Raw genomic sequence first — 17,037 nt, forward strand, 5'->3', positions numbered from 1 at the left:
CTACGCACTGATGCGCTGCTGCAACTGCGCACAAAAATCAGGGTCTTCGAATTGCACACTGGTTTCGTGTCGGATGGCCAGGCGGCGTTGCGCGGGTAGCGCGCAATAGCGATGGTAAGAATGTGACAGCCAGTTCCAGCTGCCGATGACCAGTGTCGTGTCGTCGACGATCAGGATTTTTTCATGTGTGCCTTCCGGGATGCGGATGACGTTTGCTGTGCCCAGCGTGTCGCGATACGCCTGCACCAGCTCGGCGTCGTCCTCTTTGCCGGTGTCATAGCGCTGGTGATGGTAGCCATAATGGACGGAAACCGCGATTCCTCGAGTTTGCGCCCGTTTGAGCAAGTTCAGCTGGGGATGTTCTTCCATAGAACGCAGCCTGAGCCAGGGAACGATGATACGGAAACTGGTGGTGCATTCCTGAAGCAGGCGTTCGAAGGTGGCGATGTGGTCGCAGTCCAGCACATAGCGCGGGTTGGGCTGGCGTGCCTGGGCCGTTTCGAAAGACGCGCTCTGGTTTTCGCTGTCCAGCAGGAAGCCGTTGCCGACAATGCGGGCCATCGTGCCCAGGGACTTGCCCGCTGCCAGCAGGCGGCGGTGGTTGCCGACCACGATGAATTGCTGCTTGGCGCGAGAGATGGCGACGTTGAGCAGATTGGGCTTGTTGTTCTGGAAACCGTCCCGGTCCTGCGGACGAAAAATGACGGGGGAATAGATGATTACTTCGAACCCCGTGCCCTGAAATTGATGGACCGTGCCGATGCGATTGTTGTCGTCGGTGTGCGCCAGCCGCGTGCCGTGCAGCCTGATCAGCGCGCGTTTTTGGTTCGCATAGGGCGTGATGATGCCGACATGTCGCTTCAGGTCATAGCCTGCTTCTTCTAGCTTGTCGAGGACGGCGCCGATGGCTTCCTGCTCGTCGAGGTTGGTATTGACCTGTGTCCCGGCACGGCCCTCCACGCCATAGAACATCAGCGGGTGGCTGCCCATGCGTTCGAAAGCTTGCGCAATAGCGGGTGCGGGTGGGGAGGTCATCACATGCACACCGCGGTAGCCGGCGATGGCGATGAACAGGTCGGCGATGGCTGGCTGGCAACGGCGATGTTCATCGAGCACGATGCTGCTACCGAGTTCGCCAGGTGCACCACTCATGGTGCCGGCAGCGCGATGGTAGGCGGTCGCCAGCATCGGGGACATGGCTTCGTAGAGTGTGTCCCGGTTCTGGAAATGGCGCTCCCGCAGGGATTCGGTCATAGGTTGCGACAAGATCCTGATGGGTTCCAATTGCATCGGGTCGCCCACCATGATGGCACGTTCGCTGCGAGCCAGCAGCGGAACGACGGATTCCACCGACACCATCCCCGCTTCGTCAATCAGCGCCAGATGGAACGGCTTATGGGATGATGCGTCCTCAAGCTTGTGGAAACCGGCCAATCGTTGCGCCGATACCAGCGTGGAAGTCAGGACGGGATAGGCGAGCGACAGCAACCGGAAGAACTCCTCGCGCCGGTCGTGCCAATGGTAGTAGCCGCTGTTCTTCTGGCCTCGGATCTGGTCTGACCAAACCCGCAGCACCTCAGCGATCTCATCCTTGCACCTCAGATTTTCCTGCCACAGGAAGGTGATGGCGTACTCCAGCATGGCGCGTTGCTGCTTGACGTAGCGCAGTCGCAGGACATTGGGCCAGTCGCCTTCGGGGTAGTGTTGCGCCAATTGCCGTTCACCCTCAAGCACAGTTCTCAGCAAGGCTTCCTGGTGCAGTATTTCTCTGGCTTCGGTCGCCAGGGCTGAGAGGGAGCGGGCGGTTTCAAGTGAGTCCGGCGCTTGTTGGAGCACGGCCAGGTGTTGCTGTCCATGATGGTGCTGGAAAAAATCCTTATGGTTGCGCGCCAACGCTGCCATCTCTTCCAATGACGCCTGGTACAGGCCGAACTCGGACAATTCCCTGGCGTAAAGGGATCGCAGGTGGGCACGCGCCTGTTCGTGGCGGCCTGCGCCAAACAGGCTGCTGATGCGGCCCAGCAGGGAAGATTGGTAGTTTCCGAAATGGTGGGCCAGAGCCTGGGCCAGATCGCTCGCCAGCCAGTCAGCATAGCGTTCCGGAGGCAAGAGCGGACGGCCGAGTCGGGCCAGGCTGGCGCGCAGTGCGGTTCGGGCCGCAAGGTCGGCTTGCACGGTGGCTTCGGCTTGGCGGTATATTGCGTCGCAATGCGCCAGCATGCCGGCCAATTCATCGCCTTCGCTCGACGGCGGCGTCAGGCCCAGTTGCCCGGCACGTTCCAGCAAGGCTTGCCGCACGCGCGCCAAACGATCCTGGGTGGTGTGGGGGGCTTCTTCGCCCAGGGCTTGGCGAGCCTGTTCGAATGGGGCAGCGAGCGCCTGGTACGCGGCGTGGCCCTGGTCGATCTCGGTCTGGAGGGCCAGCAGCGCGGCACGGCTGGCCTGTTGCACCTGGGCGTCGTACTCCGTCACGCAGAATTCGGCGAGCAGGGCGTCTAGGCGCTGACATTCCTCTTCGATGCGCTTTTTGCTGCCGCCGACAAAATACAGCCAGTTGAGGTCGGCGAAAGCGCTGTCCTTGCGAAGATCATCGACGATATTGCTGACTGCCTTGATCGCCGTAGACGTGACAATGACGCCGAGATTGGCATTCTTCCCGGCAATGATGCTCAGTGCGCGCCTGACGATCTGGCCGGCGATCAGGGAAATGAACAGCGTAGTCTTGCCGGTGCCGGGCGCGCCTTGGGCAGCTACCAGTTCATCGCCGGCCGCGATGCGCGACAGCGTATGTAGTTGGCCGCGTCCCAGCGCGTGTTCGCGTTCGAACAGGCCGTAGGGCAGTGTGCCCCAGGGTGGGGTATCGCCAGGCTTGGCCTGCTTCTTGATATAGCTTGCGAGCAGCGGGTAGGAGGCCAGGCCGCTGGCTGCCAGCGTGTCGTACTCGACCAGTACCCGCTTGACCTGAGCATTTTCTAGCTTCTCTTCGCTGAACAGCATATCGAAGCCGGTTTCCTGGAACAGCTGGCGCCTGGGAGCCGTCTGGTTGTCGTTCAGCCATGCCAGGAAGTCCTGGTAGACACTGGCGCAATCACCTTCTTCCCGGCCCATGCAGGCAGTCATGATACTGAGAGCATGGCGATCCTTGCCGAGCTCCTCAGGGTCCAGGTCCAGCACGGTGCGGAAGGCACCGAACATCGGCTTGACCAGGTTGCCTTGCTTGAGCGGGACATGCAGGTAGGGCTGATCCTGCAGTAGCCAATCCGGTGGCAGGCTGAAGCGGAACAGTGGCAGGAAGGCAGTGGAGTGCAGCGATGGAATGGTAAAAACAGGAAAGCCGAGCTGCAAGGAGGCCGCTGTGGGTGTTCCGTCTTCCGACACCGTCACGTAGCGGCGCTTGAGCAGCTCGAACTTGTGTTGAGGCAGGGTAATGGTAATGCCGGTCTCATCTTCTTCCCAAGTCTCGGGCTGCGACTGATGCTGCTGATCCTGGCTGACGGTCTTTGAGGAAATCCTGCTTTTCTCTATTTCGCTGGCCTCGATGAAAGCGCGCCAACTTTGCAAGATACGTGAGTCGTCACCAAGAGTCATAACAAGCCACAAACAGGAACATGCCGTTAGGCAGAGGGAATGGGAGTAAGGTTCAGTATAAACGATTGCTAATAAAACAAAACTGCATGAGTCATGCCGGCGAGTCAACCCTTGACAGTCTGCCGCAATGCTCGCGTCAGCAGGTGTTGATGGTTATACGTTCGTAACCGTCCGGCGAACCCACCTTGACGAACGGCCGCATTAGCGGCCGTTGTCTTTCAGTCAGTTCTCTCCGGATGCCAGCGATGCGGCAGTAGTTCTTCAATGCGGCTATTGGGCAGCGTCGGCAACCGAGTAAGCACGTCCTTCAGATAGGCATACGGATCATGCCCGTTGAGCCTGGTCGACTGGATCAGGCTCATCACCGCAGCCGCCCGCCGTCCTGCCCGCAGCGAACCCGCGAACAACCAGTTCTTGCGCCCCAGCGCCTCCGGCCGGATCTGGTTCTCGATCCAGTTGTTGTCTATCGGCAAGCGCCCATCCTCCAGGTAGCGCGTCAGCGCCACCCAGCGTTTCAGGTTGTAGTCCAGGGCCCGGCTGATGCGCTGTTGGAATGATGAATCAAAGCGTTGGTGGGACGCTGGTCATACAGGGCCTGCTCTTACCTTCCGTATGTTTCCTATGATTGCGTAAAAGCCGCGATCTATGATCAATAAACGGATTTTGGCCCGTAACGCTATCTTCAAAGGCCTACCCCAGTTTGCCCCACTCGATCTTGCTTGCTTTAACCAAGTCATCCCATCCATCCGGCGGATTTCCCCGTCCAAGCATCTTCTCGAATACGGCGTACGGGTCGGACTTGCTGCCTGACGACCGTAGGGTTTGTTCATCATTGATCCAGGCGTACACGATGATCCGCGCCTTGGAGTCATACCGGAAGAACAGCCGGTACCGCTTGCCGAGCTTGGCCCGCCGCCAATGGCGGTAGGCTGGCCCCATGGTATTGCCTTGGCGGTATTCGTCGCGTGCCGGGTCGCTTGGCACCACATCCAAGAGCAACTGGACCAAGGCCCGGAAGAACTTGACGTTGGCGTTGGACTCGAAGTTCTCCGGGTCCTTCTCCTGTGCGCGCAGTACCGCTGCGCGCAACTTCACCATCTGTTCGATCAGGTTGTCGTGGAACAGCAGTGTCCAGCCATGCTGCCGCATCAGATTTCCACGTCCTCGTCGAAGTCTTCGTTCAACTTCACCTTGTGGCCTGCGTGTTCCAGCATCGTGCGAGCCAGATCGTCGGGCAGGCCACGAACGTTGCGACCCGCTTCTATATCTCGTGCTAACAGAGTCAAGAACGCACCGATGGCCGGATCTTCATGTTCGGCATCGGCACGAGTGACCACCACCTCAGTACCTCGAAGCTCGAACGAGAGTTTGCTCCCAGTATCGGCCCCCAAGGCTTGCCGGATGGACTTGGGCAGTGTGATCTGACCTTTGGAGGTCAATGTGGCAACTTCGAGAATGGCAGGCATGGTGGCACTCCTGGTAAGGATGTCTGTATTGTAAGGAAATATCCTTACTTTGTCGATATGGGGTTCCATCTACCTTCCAAATGTCAAAAATACGAGCCATCGCATTGGGAAAACAACACACCTTTCGCACCAATCGAGTTGTTACCTGAAACGGTGTACCCATGAATACGGTTGCGTCGAAGTTTGGATGGTTTGTTGCTGCGCAGTGCTGGATCGGTTGTCATGAATTTGTCCGGCCATGGGCTGCAATCTCTGAAAGGCAACGCCATGATGATTTCCCGTACCCAAGTTGCTGCCAGGAGCAACACCCCTGACGATATTCCTTTGTTGCCTGCCGTTCCCACTGCTTTGTTGCTCGACAAACGGCTGATGCCCCTGGAGCGTAACGCCTGGATGGTGCTTCACGCCAGTGCGAATGCGGACGGAAATGTCACGGGAATCAGCTATATGCAACTGCGCCAGTTCTTGGCCTGCGTGCCCGATAACCCACAGGCTTCCCGTGAGACGGTGGCACGTACCTTGACGGTGTTGCGCCTGACTCGCTGGATTCACATTGATGCCCATGTTCGCAACCCGCTGACCGGCCATCTTTCCACTAATCACTACGCCGTTCACTTGGGACCGTTGCCCATCCGAACCGCCAGCGAACTGGGCCTGACGTGGGCAGATTTGCTGGAGCAATCCTTTGCCCATGCCAGCGCCGCTGTGCGCCAGATTGCCCTGAGTGTTCTCACGGAAGTTGTCTCCGACTCAAGCTTGTTGAGGCAGATGCCTATCGCGTTGCGCATGCGTGCCCAGCAGCTCGGTTTGCAAACGTCGCACGCCCCCCGTATTTGCGTGTACTAAAACGTGTACGACTGTTGGGTGGTTGACAGTGGAGACCGATAGGCTCCGCTGGACGATTCGTAGACCGAAAACGCTTTCGAATCAATCGACTTTCGATGAACCGAGAATTACGCAGACGAAAAAAAGCCCAGACCGCAGTCTGGGCTTTTTAGAATCTGGAGCGGGAGACGAGTCTCGAACTCGCGACCTCAACCTTGGCAAGGTTGCGCTCTACCAACTGAGCTACTCCCGCATGGCTTGTTTGCTATCGTTGCTGGAATCTTCTTTCGAAAGATTTCCCCGAAGGCTTGCCCAGGTAATGCCTGAGCAACAAGCGAAGAACGCAACTATAGCATAAGATTACGGCACTATGTCAAATGCTCCAGCCCCCCTTTTCTCCATGGACCCAGCTGCTTCGGATATGCCTGTGCTTGTCGCCGCTGCGCAGGATTTGCGCGCGTTGAATACCCTGGGCCTGCCGGCCCGGGCCGCTGCGTTTGTGTCGGTGACTGATGCCGCTCAGTTGCCCGCTTTGAGCCGCTTGGTGCGTGAGTACGCGTCGACGCTGGTGTTGGGGGGCGGCAGTAATCTGGTGTTGCCGGACGAGGTGGATGGGCTGGTGGTGGCGGTGCGGTTGCCCGGTGTGCGCCATGTGGGCGAGACGGATACGGCGATACTGGTTGAAGCTGCCGCCGGCGAGAGTTGGCATGGTCTGGTGCAGTGGTGTGTGGCCCAAGGGCTGGGCGGCCTGGAGAATCTGGCTTTGATTCCCGGTACGGTGGGCGCGGCGCCAGTGCAGAATATCGGCGCCTATGGGCTGGAAGTGGCCGAGCGGCTGGTGCAGGTGCATGCCTGGGATATCGTGGCTGCTGAACGGGTGGTGCTGCCTGCCAGCGAGTGCGGCTTTGCTTACCGTGATAGCCGGTTCAAGCAGGCTGGGCAAGGGCGCTGGTTGATTATGTCGGTGGTGCTGGCTTTGCCCAAGGTCTGGGCGCCGCGTATGGAGTATCCGGATTTGCAGCGCTATGTCGGGTTGAAGGATAAGCCCGCAGCCGGGATTCGCCCGCAGGATGTGTTTGATGCGGTGTGCGCCGTACGCCGTGCCAAGTTGCCGGATCCGGCTGTGCTGGGAAATGCCGGGAGTTTCTTCAAGAATCCTGTCGTCAGCGATGAACAGGCGGATGCCCTGCAGCAGCGTTTCCCGGATATGCCGCGTTATCGGGTGGCGGACGGTCGCAGCAAGCTGGCAGCCGGCTGGTTGATTGACCGTTGTGGCTGGAAGGGACGGGCGTTGGGTCCGGTTGCCATGCATGAGAGGCAAGCATTGGTGATGGTGAATCGTGGCGGTGCGCGTGCGGCAGATGTCTTGCGGCTGGAGGCGGTGGTGCGTGCGGACGTCCAGATGCATTTTGGTGTGGCGCTGGAGCGTGAGCCCATTCTGGCGCCTGGGCGTGATTGACGATCAGGGTCGAGTTATCCTGCTGCCAGTCCAGTCCAGTCCAGTCCAGTCCAGTCCAGTCCAGTCCAGTCCAGTCCAGTCCAGTCCAGTCCAGTCCAGTCCAGTCCAGTCCGTCTGATTGTGGACTGTCTACAGTCTGCCTGCCGCCGCTTGCTTGCCCCTGATCCGGCGTCTGCTTGCCTCAGGCGCCGCAGGTCGCCTGTTTCCGGGCGGACCGAAGCAGACATAAAAAAACCACCCCTGCCTGTTGCGGCGGGGTGGTTGTCTCGATGGATGGCGTGTCGGTGGTGACGGCAGGCTTGCCGCCGGTTTTCAAATCGCCAGCACATCCTGCATGTTGAATAGGCCGTGTTCGTGCTGGCCCAGGAAGCGCGCCGCGCGTACGCTGCCTTCGGCGTAGCCTGCGCGGCTGCTGGAGCGGTGGCTGATTTCGATGCGCTCGCCGGTGCCGCAGAAGTAGACGGTGTGGTCGCCGACGATGTCGCCGCCGCGCACGACGGAAAAGCCGATGGTGCCGTCCTGGCGCGGGCCGGTTTCGCCATAGCGGGTCCAGACCGCGACATCCTCCAGTTTCTGGCCGCGGGCTTCGGCAATGACGCGGCCCATGCCGATGGCAGTGCCCGAGGGGGCATCCACCTTGTGGCGGTGGTGGGCTTCGAAGATTTCGGTGTCGTAGCCTTCGTTAAGCAGCTTGGCGGCCATTTCCAGCAGGCGCAGCGTGGCGTTGACGCCCACGCTCATGTTGGGCGCGAAGACGACGGCAATTTTTTCGCTGGCGGCATGGATGGCAGCGTGGCCGGCAGCATCGAAGCCGGTGGTGCCGATTACGATTTTGGTGCCGTGGCGCACGCAGGCATCCAGGTGGGCCAGGGTGCCCTCAGGGCGAGTGAAGTCGATTAGGCAGTCGGCCTGGGCCAGCTCTTCGATGTTGTCGCTGATCAGGACGCCCGTACTGATACCCGACGGGGCGCCGGCATCCTGGCCGATGGCGGCGGAACCTGGGCGGTCCAGGGCAACGGCCAGGGTCAGGTCCTTGGCGGCGAGAACGGCGTCGATCAGCATGCGGCCCATGCGGCCGCTGGCGCCTGCAATGGCGATGCGCATGTGTATATTCCTTGAAATGGGGGCGTGGCTGCCTTCTGGCAGCCTCGCGCGAACCTTACAGCGGCATGGGGGCCGGGCTGGCGGCGCCTGGCTCGGTGATGGGGGTGGGCTGCAATTCGATATGCAGTGGCACCGGGTCGCCGTCGATATTCAGGTTGTCGGTGATACCTTCCTGTTGCCCGCTTGCCGGGGTGGCGGGAGCAGCAGGCGCGGTTTCCGCGATCTTGTCGACTTCGATCAGGTCGATCTGGCCATCCTGGGCGCCTTTCTGGAATGGCTGCACTTCCGGAACGGCATCGCCTTCCCAGCGCACCAGCCTGTCATTGTCGAACCAGACAGTGAACAGGCGATGTTGCGGTTTGCCGCGGCCGGGCTGGTAGTAGTAGGTGTAATCCCAGCGGTTGGAGTGCAGGATGCTGGTGAGCATCGGGCTGCCCAGGGCGAACTGCACCTGGTCGCGGCTCATGCCGGGTTGCAGCAGGGCGACCTGGCTGGCGGTGATCCAGTTGCCTTGTTGGACGCTGGCGCGGTAGGGGAAGCCCCATTTGCCCGAAGTGCAGCCTGTGGCGCCTATGGCCAGCGCGATGAGAAGGGCGCTGAGTCGGGCGCGAGAAAACGATGCATAAGCTTGAGGCATGCTGCGATCCATGGAATGGGCTCGTGTCGGTTGCGTGATGAAATCTTTCATAAGTGTAGCCGGGGATGGTGCCGCCGGTCAGGCCGGGTCCAGGGTGCCGGAGCGGGAGAGCATTTCTTTCGCGTGCTGGCGCGTGGTTTCGGTCAGGGTAATGCCGCCCAGCATACGGGCGATTTCCTCGATCCGTCCTGGATTGTCGAGTGGGACAATTTCCGAGCGTGTGAGTTCGCCGTCCGAGCTTTTGCTAACCTGGAAGTGGCGTTCGCCGCAGGCAGCGACCTGAGGCAGGTGGGTTACGCACAGAACCTGGTGGCGAGCGCCCAATTCCTGCAGCAACCGGCCGACCACTTCGGCGACGGCGCCGCCGATGCCGGTGTCCACTTCATCGAAGATCAGCGTGGGCACGCGTGCGGCGCGGCTGGCGATTACCGATAGCGCCAGGGAAATGCGCGCCAGTTCGCCGCCGGATGCCACTTTGGCCAGCGGCCTGGCGGCAACGCCGGCATGGCCGGCCACCAGAAAGACGATGTTTTCGTTGCCGTGGGCGCCGGGGCTGGTGTTTTCCAGCTGGATGTCGAAGCGGCCGCCATCCATGGCCAGGGTCTGCATGGCGGCAGTGACACGTCTGGAAAGGTCGAGCGCGGCCTGGCTGCGGCCTTCGGAGAGCCGGGCGGACAGGGCCTCATAGGCCTGGCGGGCGGCGGCTTCTTCCTGTTGCAGGTGTTCCGCATCGCCGGAAACGCGCAGGGATTCGGCTTCCTGCTCCAGCCGTTCCTGCAGTTCTGGCAATGTTTCGGGGTCTGTCTTGAGCTTGCGCGCCAGTTCGAAGACGGCGCTCAGGCGCGATTCCGCGCGCGCCAGGTTTTCCGGGTCCAGGTCCACGCGTTCCAGGTAGTCGCGCAGTTCGGAACTGGCATCGCTGGCAGCGATGCGCGCCGATTCCAGCGTGTCGCGGATGGCGGTGAGGCCGGCATCGTAGCGCAGCAGGTGATTCAGCTTGCCGATGGCGCCGGACAACAGGTGCAGCGCGCCCTGGTCGTCGTCCAGCAGGCCCAGCGCTTGGGCGCTGCCGTCCTGCAGGGCCTGCGCATGCGCCAGCCTGTCGTGTTCTGCCTGCAGGCGTGGCCATTCGCCGGGCTGCAGGTTGACGCCATGAAGCATGTCCAGCTGCCATTGGATTTGCTCGGCACGTTCCTGGCGGGCAACGGCATCGCGCTCCAGCCGTTCGATCTGGCGGGTCAGCGCGTGCCACTGTTTCCAGGCCTGTTCGGTCTGGCGTGCCAGCGGCATGAGTTCGCCGTGGGTATCGAGCAGGTCGCGCTGCGCATCGTTGCGCATGAGGCTCTGGTGCGCATGCTGGCCATGGATGTCGACCAGTTGTTCGCCCAGTTCGCGCAACTGCGCCAGTGGCGAGGGAGCACCGTTGATATAGGCGCGGCTGCGGCCCTGGGCGTCGATGACGCGGCGCAGGACCAGTTCTTCGCCTGCGTCCAGGTCGTGCGCCTGCAGCCAGGCATTCAGTTCCGCCGTCGGTGCGAAGCTGGCATGGATGTCGGCACGGCTGGCGCCTTCGCGCAGCACGCTGGCGTCGCCGCGTGCGCCCAGGCAGAGGGCCAGGGCGTCGATCAGGATGGACTTGCCCGCGCCGGTTTCCCCGGAAAACACGGTAAAGCCCTGGCCGAAGCTGATTTCAGCTTCGTCGACGATGACGAAATCGCGGATGTGCAGCGAAAGCAGCATGATGGTTCACTCGTCCTGGTCATCCATGCGGGGCATGACATTCCAGTGCAGCTTGTGGCGCAAGGTGGAAAAAAAACTATAGCCCGGCGGGTGTAGGAAGCGGATGGTATTGGGGGCTCGCAGCACTTCGATGCGGTCGCCTGGCTGAAGTTCCGACCAGGATTGCATGTCGAAGTGGATGCTGGCGCCAGCTTCTACCCGGCTCATGGAGGTCAGGGTGATGCTGAGTACGCCGCTGGGCGGTAGGACGATGGGACGGTTGGACAGTGTCTGGGGTGATACCGGTACCAGCACCATGGCCTCGATGCCCGGATGGACGATGGGACCGCTGGCTGCCAGCGCGTAGGCGGTCGACCCGGTGGGAGTGGCGACGATGATGCCGTCGGCGCGCTGGGTGTTCATGTAGACCCCATCGACTTCCAGCCGCATTTCAATCATGCCGCCGCGCCCGGCGCGGCTCAGGACGACGTCGTTGAGGGCACAGGCCTGGCACAGAATTTCGCCATTGCGCAGTACGCGTCCGGTCAGCATCATGCGGTCTTCGGCGTTGTAGCGTCCGGCCAGCAGGTCGCGCAGCGCGTCATGGGCCTGAGGCAGCGGGATATCGGTGATGAATCCCAGCCTGCCATGGTTGATGCCGGCGACCGGTACGTTGTAGGGCGCCAGTTGGCGGGCGGCGCCCAGCATGGTGCCATCCCCGCCGACGACGATGGCCAGTTCCGCCTGGCGGCCGATTTCATCGTAGGTGGCCAGCGGAAAACGCTTCAGGCCCGTGTAACGGGCCGTCTCCGCCTCGACCAGCACCTGACGGCCGGCATCGGCCAGTAGATCCCCCAGGCTGCCCAGCAGGGCATCCAGGTGGGTATCCTGATAGCGGCCAATCAGCGCGACGGTGGAGAAATGCATGAAATCCTGGCAAGGTTTGTGGTGGCAAAGTACTCCGTCCGAGGGTTGGCGCAGCTGCGCTGCCCTTGGGGGAATCCTTCATCCCCGAATTAAACATGCCTCGCTGGGCCCTGCCGTTGCCGGCAGAGGCTGCGCTCTGGCGCGTGGTCCGGCAAGGCGCGGCAAGGTGCCCGCGCCAGGACCAAGCGGCCTGACGGACGCGGGGCTGACGTTACTGGCGCGATTATATCGACCGCCATGTCTTCATAGGTACTGAAAAGCATCCTAAAATGAACCCATGATGGATGATCGCGCACGCTCTCTGCTGAAGGCCCTGATAGAACGGTACATCGCCGATGGACAGCCTGTCGGTTCGCGCACGCTGTCCAAAGTGTTCGATCTGTCACCGGCCTCCATACGCAATATCATGGCGGACCTCGAGGAATTCGGGCTGATCCACAGCCCGCACACGTCTGCCGGCCGGGTGCCGACGCCGCGCGGCTATCGCGTTTTCGTCGATACCCTGCTGGCTGCGCGTCCTTTTGAACCCGACGGGGTCAGCTTCGAAACCCGCTTGCCTGTGGCCGATCCGGTACGTACGGTTTCGGCGGCTGCCAGCATGCTGTCCAATCTGACTCAGTTCGCCGGAGTGGTGCTCACGCCCAAGCGCTCGCAGGTATTCCGCCAGATCGAATTCATCCGGCTGTCGGAACGCAAGGTTCTGCTGATCATTATTACGCCGGATGGCGATGTGCAGAACCGCATCCTCTTTACGCCGCGCGATTACAACGAATCCGAACTGCTGGAAGCGGCCAATTACTTCAACATGCATTTTGCTGGCAAATCCTTCGATGTCGTCAAGCGTACGCTGGCGTCGGAACTGGACCAGCTGCGCGAAGATATTTCGCGCTTGATGATGGCGGCGGTGGAAACCAGTGTCGATGTCGAGAACGAAGGCGATGCCGTGCTGATTTCCGGCGAGCGCAAATTGCTCGAGGTCGAAGACATCACGTCCGACATGGATCGCCTGCGCCGCATGTTCTCGTTGTTCGAAAAGCGTACCGAACTCCTGCAGTTGCTGGATGTATCCAGCCGCGCACAGGGAGTGCAGATCTACATCGGCGGCGAATCGCAGTTGATGCCCTTCGAGGATATCAGCGTCGTGACAGCGCCCTATGGTGTGGACGGCAAGGTCGTGGGCACGCTGGGCGTGGTCGGGCCGTCGCGCATGGCGTACGACAAAGTGATTCCCATCGTGGATATCACTGCCAGGCTGTTGTCGAACGCGCTCAGTCAGCCCAACTCTTGAGACTAGGCCATGAAATACCTGTCAGAACCCCGGCGCTCCGACCTTTTTGAAATCAAGCCAGCGCCCGACGGGGCGGGTGCGTATGGCCGGCAGGGCGTGCTGTTGCTCAACCTGGGGACGCCGGATGCGCCCACCCCGGCGGCGATCCGGCGCTATCTGGCGGAGTTTCTCTCGGATACGCGTGTTATCGAGCTGCCCGGTTGGCTATGGAAGCCGGTGCTCTATGGCGCCATTCTCACGCGGCGCCCGTCACGGCTGGCGCCGCGCTATGCCAGTATCTGGATGGATGGCGGCTCGCCACTGCTGGTCTATACCCAGCGCCAGGCACAGGCTGTGCAGGCCGGGCTGGCGGCCAAGGGGCTGGATGCGACAGTGGCCGTGGGCATGCGCTATGGGCAACCTTCGGCGCAGCAGGCCTTGCAGTCGCTCAAGGAAGCGGGTTGTGAGCGCATCTTGTGTGTGCCGCTTTATCCGCAGTACGCCGCCAGCACCACGGCCACGGCCGTGGATCAGGTCATGCGGACGGCCGCCCGCATGCGCGACCAGCCGGAACTGTCCTTTATCAAGCGCTTTCATGTCGATGCAGGCTATATCGCGGCGATGGCGTCTGCCATCAACCATCGCTGGAAGGCTGAGGGCGAACCGGACCGGCTGCTGTTGAGCTTCCATGGCCTGCCGCGTGCCTGCGTCGAGCAGGGCGACCCCTACTATCGGGATTGCATGCAGACGGCGCTGGCGCTGGTGGCACGCCTGGGCTTGTCGCCGGAACGCTATGCCGTGACCTTCCAGAGCCGCTTCGGCCCGGCCAAGTGGCTGGAGCCGGATACCGAGGGTACGTTGAAAGCCTGGGGCCGGGCTGGCGTCGGCAGTGTGGATGTGGTGTGTCCCGGCTTTACCTCGGATTGCCTGGAAACGCTGGAAGAAATCGCCATGGAAGGACGGGATGCCTTCCTCGAAGCGGGCGGACGCCAGTTCCGCTACATTCCCGTCATGAATGATGCGCCCGCCTGGCTGGCGGCCTTGACGGACCTGATCGCGCAGCGGCTGGATGCCGCCCCGGCAGGCGGTGTGGCCGGCTGAATGATGGTGGCCCGGCCGGCCCAGCAGGGCGGCGGCTGGGCTTTCTGTGGCATTTGGGCTTGAAACCGGCGGGACTGCCCCCAGTTATAGGCGCGGAGGTACCATTCCCGCGATAGCGGATGCGGTGCCTGCAGTGTGCAGGCCAATGCGCGTGTGACTGCTTTGCCAGTTCAGGGCAGGGCTGGCCGGTGGTTCCAGAAACCGCAGGCCGGTGGCCTGGCGCATTGGTGTTACAAGGCTAGGCGCGTGGATGCGCAGTGCCGGTTCAGCGCCGGCCTGTGCTGACGGGCCCAGCCATTTCTTATGAATTTCGCGGAGATAATCGACATGACGGATAGCAATTCGCCCGAACAGGTGCACCCGGAAGACCAGGCGGAGCAGCAGGCCGCTGGCGCAGAGACGCAAACGGACCTCCAGGCGCAGCTGGATGAAGCGCTGGCCCAGATCGCCGAATTGAAGGACCAGGTGCTGCGTGCCCATGCCGAGGCGGAAAACGTGCGCCGCCGGTCGCAGGAAGACGTAGCCAAGGCCCGCAAGTTCGGTATCGAGTCGTTCGCTGAAAGCCTGGTGCCGGTGCGCGACAGCCTGGAGGCTGCGCTGGCCCTGGAAAACCAGACCGCCGAAGCCCTGCGCGAAGGCGTGGATGTGACACTCAAGCAGTTGTCGGCCGCTTTCGACCGCCATCAGCTCAAGCAGATCGCCCCGGCGCCAGGCGAGCGTTTCGATCCCAACCTGCATCAGGCCATTTCCAGCGTGCCGTCGGAGCAACCGGCCAACACCGTGGCGAATACGCTGCAGGTTGGTTACCTGATTTCCGAGCGCGTGCTGCGCCCGGCGCTGGTGATGGTTTCGGCCGGGCAGTCGTAACGGAAAGCCATGGGACGCAGCAACTGGCTGCATATTTTCAGCGGGGACGCTTGAAATTGCGTCGATCGTCCCCAGATAGTCCAGCATGAGGGCGTGATGCCCGGCAAGCAACGAATCTGACTATTTGAGCAAGGTACTCTAGACATGAGCAAAATCATTGGTATTGACCTGGGCACGACCAACAGCTGCGTGGCAGTTCTGGAGGGCGGCCAGGTCCGCATTATCGAAAACGCAGAAGGTACGCGTACCACGCCTTCTATCGTCGCCTACATGGACGATGGCGAAACGCTGGTCGGCGCGCCGGCCAAGCGCCAGGCCGTGACCAACCCGCAGAACACCCTGTTCGCGGTGAAGCGCCTGATCGGCCGCAAGTTCGACGAAAAGGCCGTGCAGAAAGACATCGACCTGATGCCTTACTCCATTATCAAGGCCGACAACGGGGACGCCTGGGTGGAAGTGCGCGGCAAGAAACTGGCGCCTCCCCAGGTATCGGCGGAAGTTCTGCGCAAGATGAAAAAGACTGCCGAAGACTACCTGGGCGAAGAAGTGACCGAGGCCGTGATCACGGTGCCGGCTTACTTCAACGACAGCCAGCGTCAGGCAACCAAGGACGCCGGCCGTATTGCTGGCCTGGACGTCAAGCGCATCATCAACGAGCCGACGGCTGCTGCCCTGGCTTTTGGCCTGGACAAGAGCGAAGCCGGTGACCGCAAGATTGCCGTCTATGACCTGGGCGGCGGTACTTTCGACGTTTCCATCATCGAGATCGCCGATGTCGACGGTGAAAAGCAATTCGAAGTGCTGTCCACCAACGGCGACACCTTCCTGGGTGGTGAAGATTTCGACCAGCGCATCATTGGCTACATCATCGACGAGTTCAAGAAGGAACAAGGCGTTGATCTGTCCAAGGACGTCCTGGCGCTGCAACGCCTGAAGGAAGCCGCTGAAAAGGCCAAGATCGAGCTGTCGTCCAGCCAACAGACCGAAATCAACCTGCCGTACATCACGGCAGATGCTTCCGGTCCCAAGCACTTGAACCTGAAGATCACCCGCGCCAAGCTGGAAGCCCTGGTCGAAGACCTGATCGCACGCAGCATCGAACCCTGCCGCGTGGCCATCAAGGACGCCGGCGTCAAGGTTTCCGAGATTGACGACGTGATCCTGGTCGGCGGTATGACCCGCATGCCCAAGGTGCAGGAAGCCGTGAAGGAATTCTTCGGCAAGGAGCCGCGCAAGGACGTCAACCCTGACGAAGCCGTTGCTGCAGGTGCTGCCATCCAGGGTTCCGTGCTGTCCGGCGACCGCAAGGACGTGCTGCTGCTCGACGTGACCCCGCTGTCTCTCGGTATCGAGACACTGGGTGGCGTGATGACCAAGATGATCCAGAAGAACACCACGATTCCGACGCGACATGCGCAGGTGTTCTCCACGGCTGATGACAACCAGCCGGCCGTGACCATCAAGGTGTTCCAGGGCGAACGTGAAATCGCCGTCGGCAACAAGATGCTGGGCGAGTTCAACCTGGAAGGCATTGCACCGGCTCCGCGCGGCCTGCCGCAGATCGAAGTCACGTTCGACATCGACGCCAACGGCATTCTGCATGTGTCGGCCAAGGACAAGGGCACCGGCAAGGAAAACAAGATCACCATCAAGGCCAACTCCGGCCTGACGGAAGAGGAAATCCAGCGCATGGTGCAGGACGCCGAGGCCAATGCCGAGGAAGACCGCAAGGTCGCCGAGCTGGCCCAGGTTCGCAACCAGGCGGATGCCCTGGTGCACGCCACCCGCAAGTCTCTGGGCGAGCATGGCGACAAGCTGGAGGCGTCCGAGAAGGAAGCCATTGAGAAGGCCGTGGCTGACGTCGAGACTGCGCTGAAGGACAACGCCGACAAGGCCGAACTGGAAGCCAAGGTCGAAGCGCTGACGACTGCCTCGCAAAAGCTGGGTGAGAAGATCTACGCCGACATGCAGGCGCAGCAGGCCCAGGCCGGTGGTGCGCAGGAAGAAGCGAAGCCGGCTGACGACAACGTCGTGGATGCCGACTTCAAGGAAGTCAAGCGCGACCAGTAAGCACCGG

General features: G+C 61.5%; 13 protein-coding genes, 1 tRNA gene and 1 pseudogene. 6 read left to right on the forward strand and 9 right to left on the reverse strand.

Going from position 1 to position 17,037, the window contains the following annotated elements:
- From ACEW7X_RS04785 to ACEW7X_RS04800, 4 genes and pseudogenes are all read right to left on the reverse strand, one after another.
- Positions 1-3,588 carry an AAA domain-containing protein gene (locus ACEW7X_RS04785; protein ID WP_127773415.1) on the reverse strand — a complete coding sequence of 1,196 codons (3,588 nt, stop codon included), beginning with the start codon at positions 3,586-3,588 and terminating at the stop codon, positions 1-3.
- 218 nt (positions 3,589-3,806) lie between these two features.
- Positions 3,807-4,127, reverse strand: a pseudogene (locus ACEW7X_RS04790) (IS66 family transposase); the annotation flags it as partial.
- Between the two features lie 151 nt (positions 4,128-4,278).
- Positions 4,279-4,737: a type II toxin-antitoxin system YhaV family toxin gene (locus ACEW7X_RS04795; RefSeq protein WP_127773416.1), complete on the reverse strand. Its 459-nt coding sequence runs from the start codon at positions 4,735-4,737 to the stop codon at positions 4,279-4,281.
- Positions 4,737-5,054 carry a type II toxin-antitoxin system PrlF family antitoxin gene (locus ACEW7X_RS04800; RefSeq protein WP_068374053.1) on the reverse strand — a complete coding sequence of 106 codons (318 nt, stop codon included), beginning with the start codon at positions 5,052-5,054 and terminating at the stop codon, positions 4,737-4,739. The genes ACEW7X_RS04795 and ACEW7X_RS04800 overlap by 1 nt, the downstream gene beginning before the upstream one ends.
- A gap of 222 nt (positions 5,055-5,276) precedes the next feature.
- Between ACEW7X_RS04800 and ACEW7X_RS04805 the strand changes: the two genes are divergently transcribed.
- Complete coding sequence (locus ACEW7X_RS04805) at positions 5,277-5,900, forward strand: STY4528 family pathogenicity island replication protein (RefSeq protein ID WP_420177693.1); 624 nt, start codon at positions 5,277-5,279, stop codon at positions 5,898-5,900.
- Between the two features lie 156 nt (positions 5,901-6,056).
- On the opposite strand, the gene ACEW7X_RS04810 is transcribed toward ACEW7X_RS04805, so the two are convergent.
- Positions 6,057-6,132, reverse strand: a tRNA-Gly gene (locus ACEW7X_RS04810).
- 117 nt (positions 6,133-6,249) lie between these two features.
- On the opposite strand from ACEW7X_RS04810, the gene murB reads away from it, so the two are divergent.
- Positions 6,250-7,338, forward strand: coding sequence for a UDP-N-acetylmuramate dehydrogenase (gene murB / locus ACEW7X_RS04815; RefSeq protein WP_068374044.1), 1,089 nt, complete (start codon positions 6,250-6,252; stop codon positions 7,336-7,338).
- 312 nt (positions 7,339-7,650) lie between these two features.
- Here murB and dapB read toward each other — a convergent pair whose 3' ends face one another.
- From dapB to ACEW7X_RS04835, 4 genes are all read right to left on the reverse strand, one after another.
- Positions 7,651-8,442, reverse strand: a complete 792-nt coding sequence (gene dapB, locus ACEW7X_RS04820) for a 4-hydroxy-tetrahydrodipicolinate reductase (protein WP_127773425.1) — start codon at positions 8,440-8,442, stop codon at positions 7,651-7,653.
- A gap of 55 nt (positions 8,443-8,497) precedes the next feature.
- On the reverse strand, positions 8,498-9,079 hold the full coding sequence (locus tag ACEW7X_RS04825; RefSeq protein WP_068374187.1) for an outer membrane protein assembly factor BamE: 582 nt from the start codon (positions 9,077-9,079) through the stop codon (positions 8,498-8,500).
- A 78-nt stretch (positions 9,080-9,157) separates the two neighbouring features.
- The gene (recN, locus tag ACEW7X_RS04830) at positions 9,158-10,819 is read right to left on the reverse strand and encodes a DNA repair protein RecN (RefSeq protein WP_420177694.1); all 1,662 of its coding nucleotides are present in this window, start codon (positions 10,817-10,819) and stop codon (positions 9,158-9,160) included.
- 6 nt (positions 10,820-10,825) lie between these two features.
- Positions 10,826-11,725, reverse strand: coding sequence for an NAD kinase (locus ACEW7X_RS04835; RefSeq protein ID WP_068374037.1), 900 nt, complete (start codon positions 11,723-11,725; stop codon positions 10,826-10,828).
- Positions 11,726-12,005: 280 nt separating this feature from the next.
- Between ACEW7X_RS04835 and hrcA the strand changes: the two genes are divergently transcribed.
- The 4 genes from hrcA (at position 12,006) to dnaK (ending at position 17,030) form a co-directional block, all read left to right on the forward strand.
- The gene (hrcA, locus tag ACEW7X_RS04840; protein ID WP_068374035.1) at positions 12,006-13,013 is read left to right on the forward strand and encodes a heat-inducible transcriptional repressor HrcA; all 1,008 of its coding nucleotides are present in this window, start codon (positions 12,006-12,008) and stop codon (positions 13,011-13,013) included.
- Between the two features lie 9 nt (positions 13,014-13,022).
- Complete coding sequence (hemH, locus tag ACEW7X_RS04845) at positions 13,023-14,093, forward strand: ferrochelatase (protein ID WP_068374032.1); 1,071 nt, start codon at positions 13,023-13,025, stop codon at positions 14,091-14,093.
- A 327-nt stretch (positions 14,094-14,420) separates the two neighbouring features.
- On the forward strand, positions 14,421-14,960 hold the full coding sequence (gene grpE, locus ACEW7X_RS04850) for a nucleotide exchange factor GrpE (RefSeq protein ID WP_415359075.1): 540 nt from the start codon (positions 14,421-14,423) through the stop codon (positions 14,958-14,960).
- 144 nt (positions 14,961-15,104) lie between these two features.
- Positions 15,105-17,030: a molecular chaperone DnaK gene (gene dnaK, locus ACEW7X_RS04855; protein ID WP_068374031.1), complete on the forward strand. Its 1,926-nt coding sequence runs from the start codon at positions 15,105-15,107 to the stop codon at positions 17,028-17,030.
- The last annotated feature ends 7 nt before the right edge of the window (positions 17,031-17,037 follow it).

The organism is Kerstersia gyiorum (assembly GCF_048595715.1).
In the GTDB taxonomy this organism is placed as follows: Bacteria; Pseudomonadota; Gammaproteobacteria; order Burkholderiales; family Burkholderiaceae_B; genus Kerstersia; species Kerstersia gyiorum.

Excerpts from the sequence above, each read along its gene's own strand:
- murB (WP_068374044.1), top strand. The coding sequence starts at position 6,250 with ATGTCAAATGCTCCAGCCCCCCTTTTCTCCATGGACCCAGCTGCTTCG.
- ACEW7X_RS04835 (WP_068374037.1), bottom strand. The coding sequence starts at position 11,725 with ATGCATTTCTCCACCGTCGCGCTGATTGGCCGCTATCAGGATACCCAC.
- ACEW7X_RS04795 (WP_127773416.1), bottom strand. The coding sequence starts at position 4,737 with ATGCGGCAGCATGGCTGGACACTGCTGTTCCACGACAACCTGATCGAA.
- grpE (WP_415359075.1), top strand. The coding sequence starts at position 14,421 with ATGACGGATAGCAATTCGCCCGAACAGGTGCACCCGGAAGACCAGGCG.
- ACEW7X_RS04805 (WP_420177693.1), top strand. The coding sequence starts at position 5,277 with ATGAATTTGTCCGGCCATGGGCTGCAATCTCTGAAAGGCAACGCCATG.
- ACEW7X_RS04785 (WP_127773415.1), bottom strand. The coding sequence starts at position 3,588 with ATGACTCTTGGTGACGACTCACGTATCTTGCAAAGTTGGCGCGCTTTC.
- hemH (WP_068374032.1), top strand. The coding sequence starts at position 13,023 with ATGAAATACCTGTCAGAACCCCGGCGCTCCGACCTTTTTGAAATCAAG.
- ACEW7X_RS04825 (WP_068374187.1), bottom strand. The coding sequence starts at position 9,079 with ATGCCTCAAGCTTATGCATCGTTTTCTCGCGCCCGACTCAGCGCCCTT.
- dapB (WP_127773425.1), bottom strand. The coding sequence starts at position 8,442 with ATGCGCATCGCCATTGCAGGCGCCAGCGGCCGCATGGGCCGCATGCTG.
- ACEW7X_RS04800 (WP_068374053.1), bottom strand. The coding sequence starts at position 5,054 with ATGCCTGCCATTCTCGAAGTTGCCACATTGACCTCCAAAGGTCAGATC.
- hrcA (WP_068374035.1), top strand. The coding sequence starts at position 12,006 with ATGGATGATCGCGCACGCTCTCTGCTGAAGGCCCTGATAGAACGGTAC.
- recN (WP_420177694.1), bottom strand. The coding sequence starts at position 10,819 with ATGCTGCTTTCGCTGCACATCCGCGATTTCGTCATCGTCGACGAAGCT.
- dnaK (WP_068374031.1), top strand. The coding sequence starts at position 15,105 with ATGAGCAAAATCATTGGTATTGACCTGGGCACGACCAACAGCTGCGTG.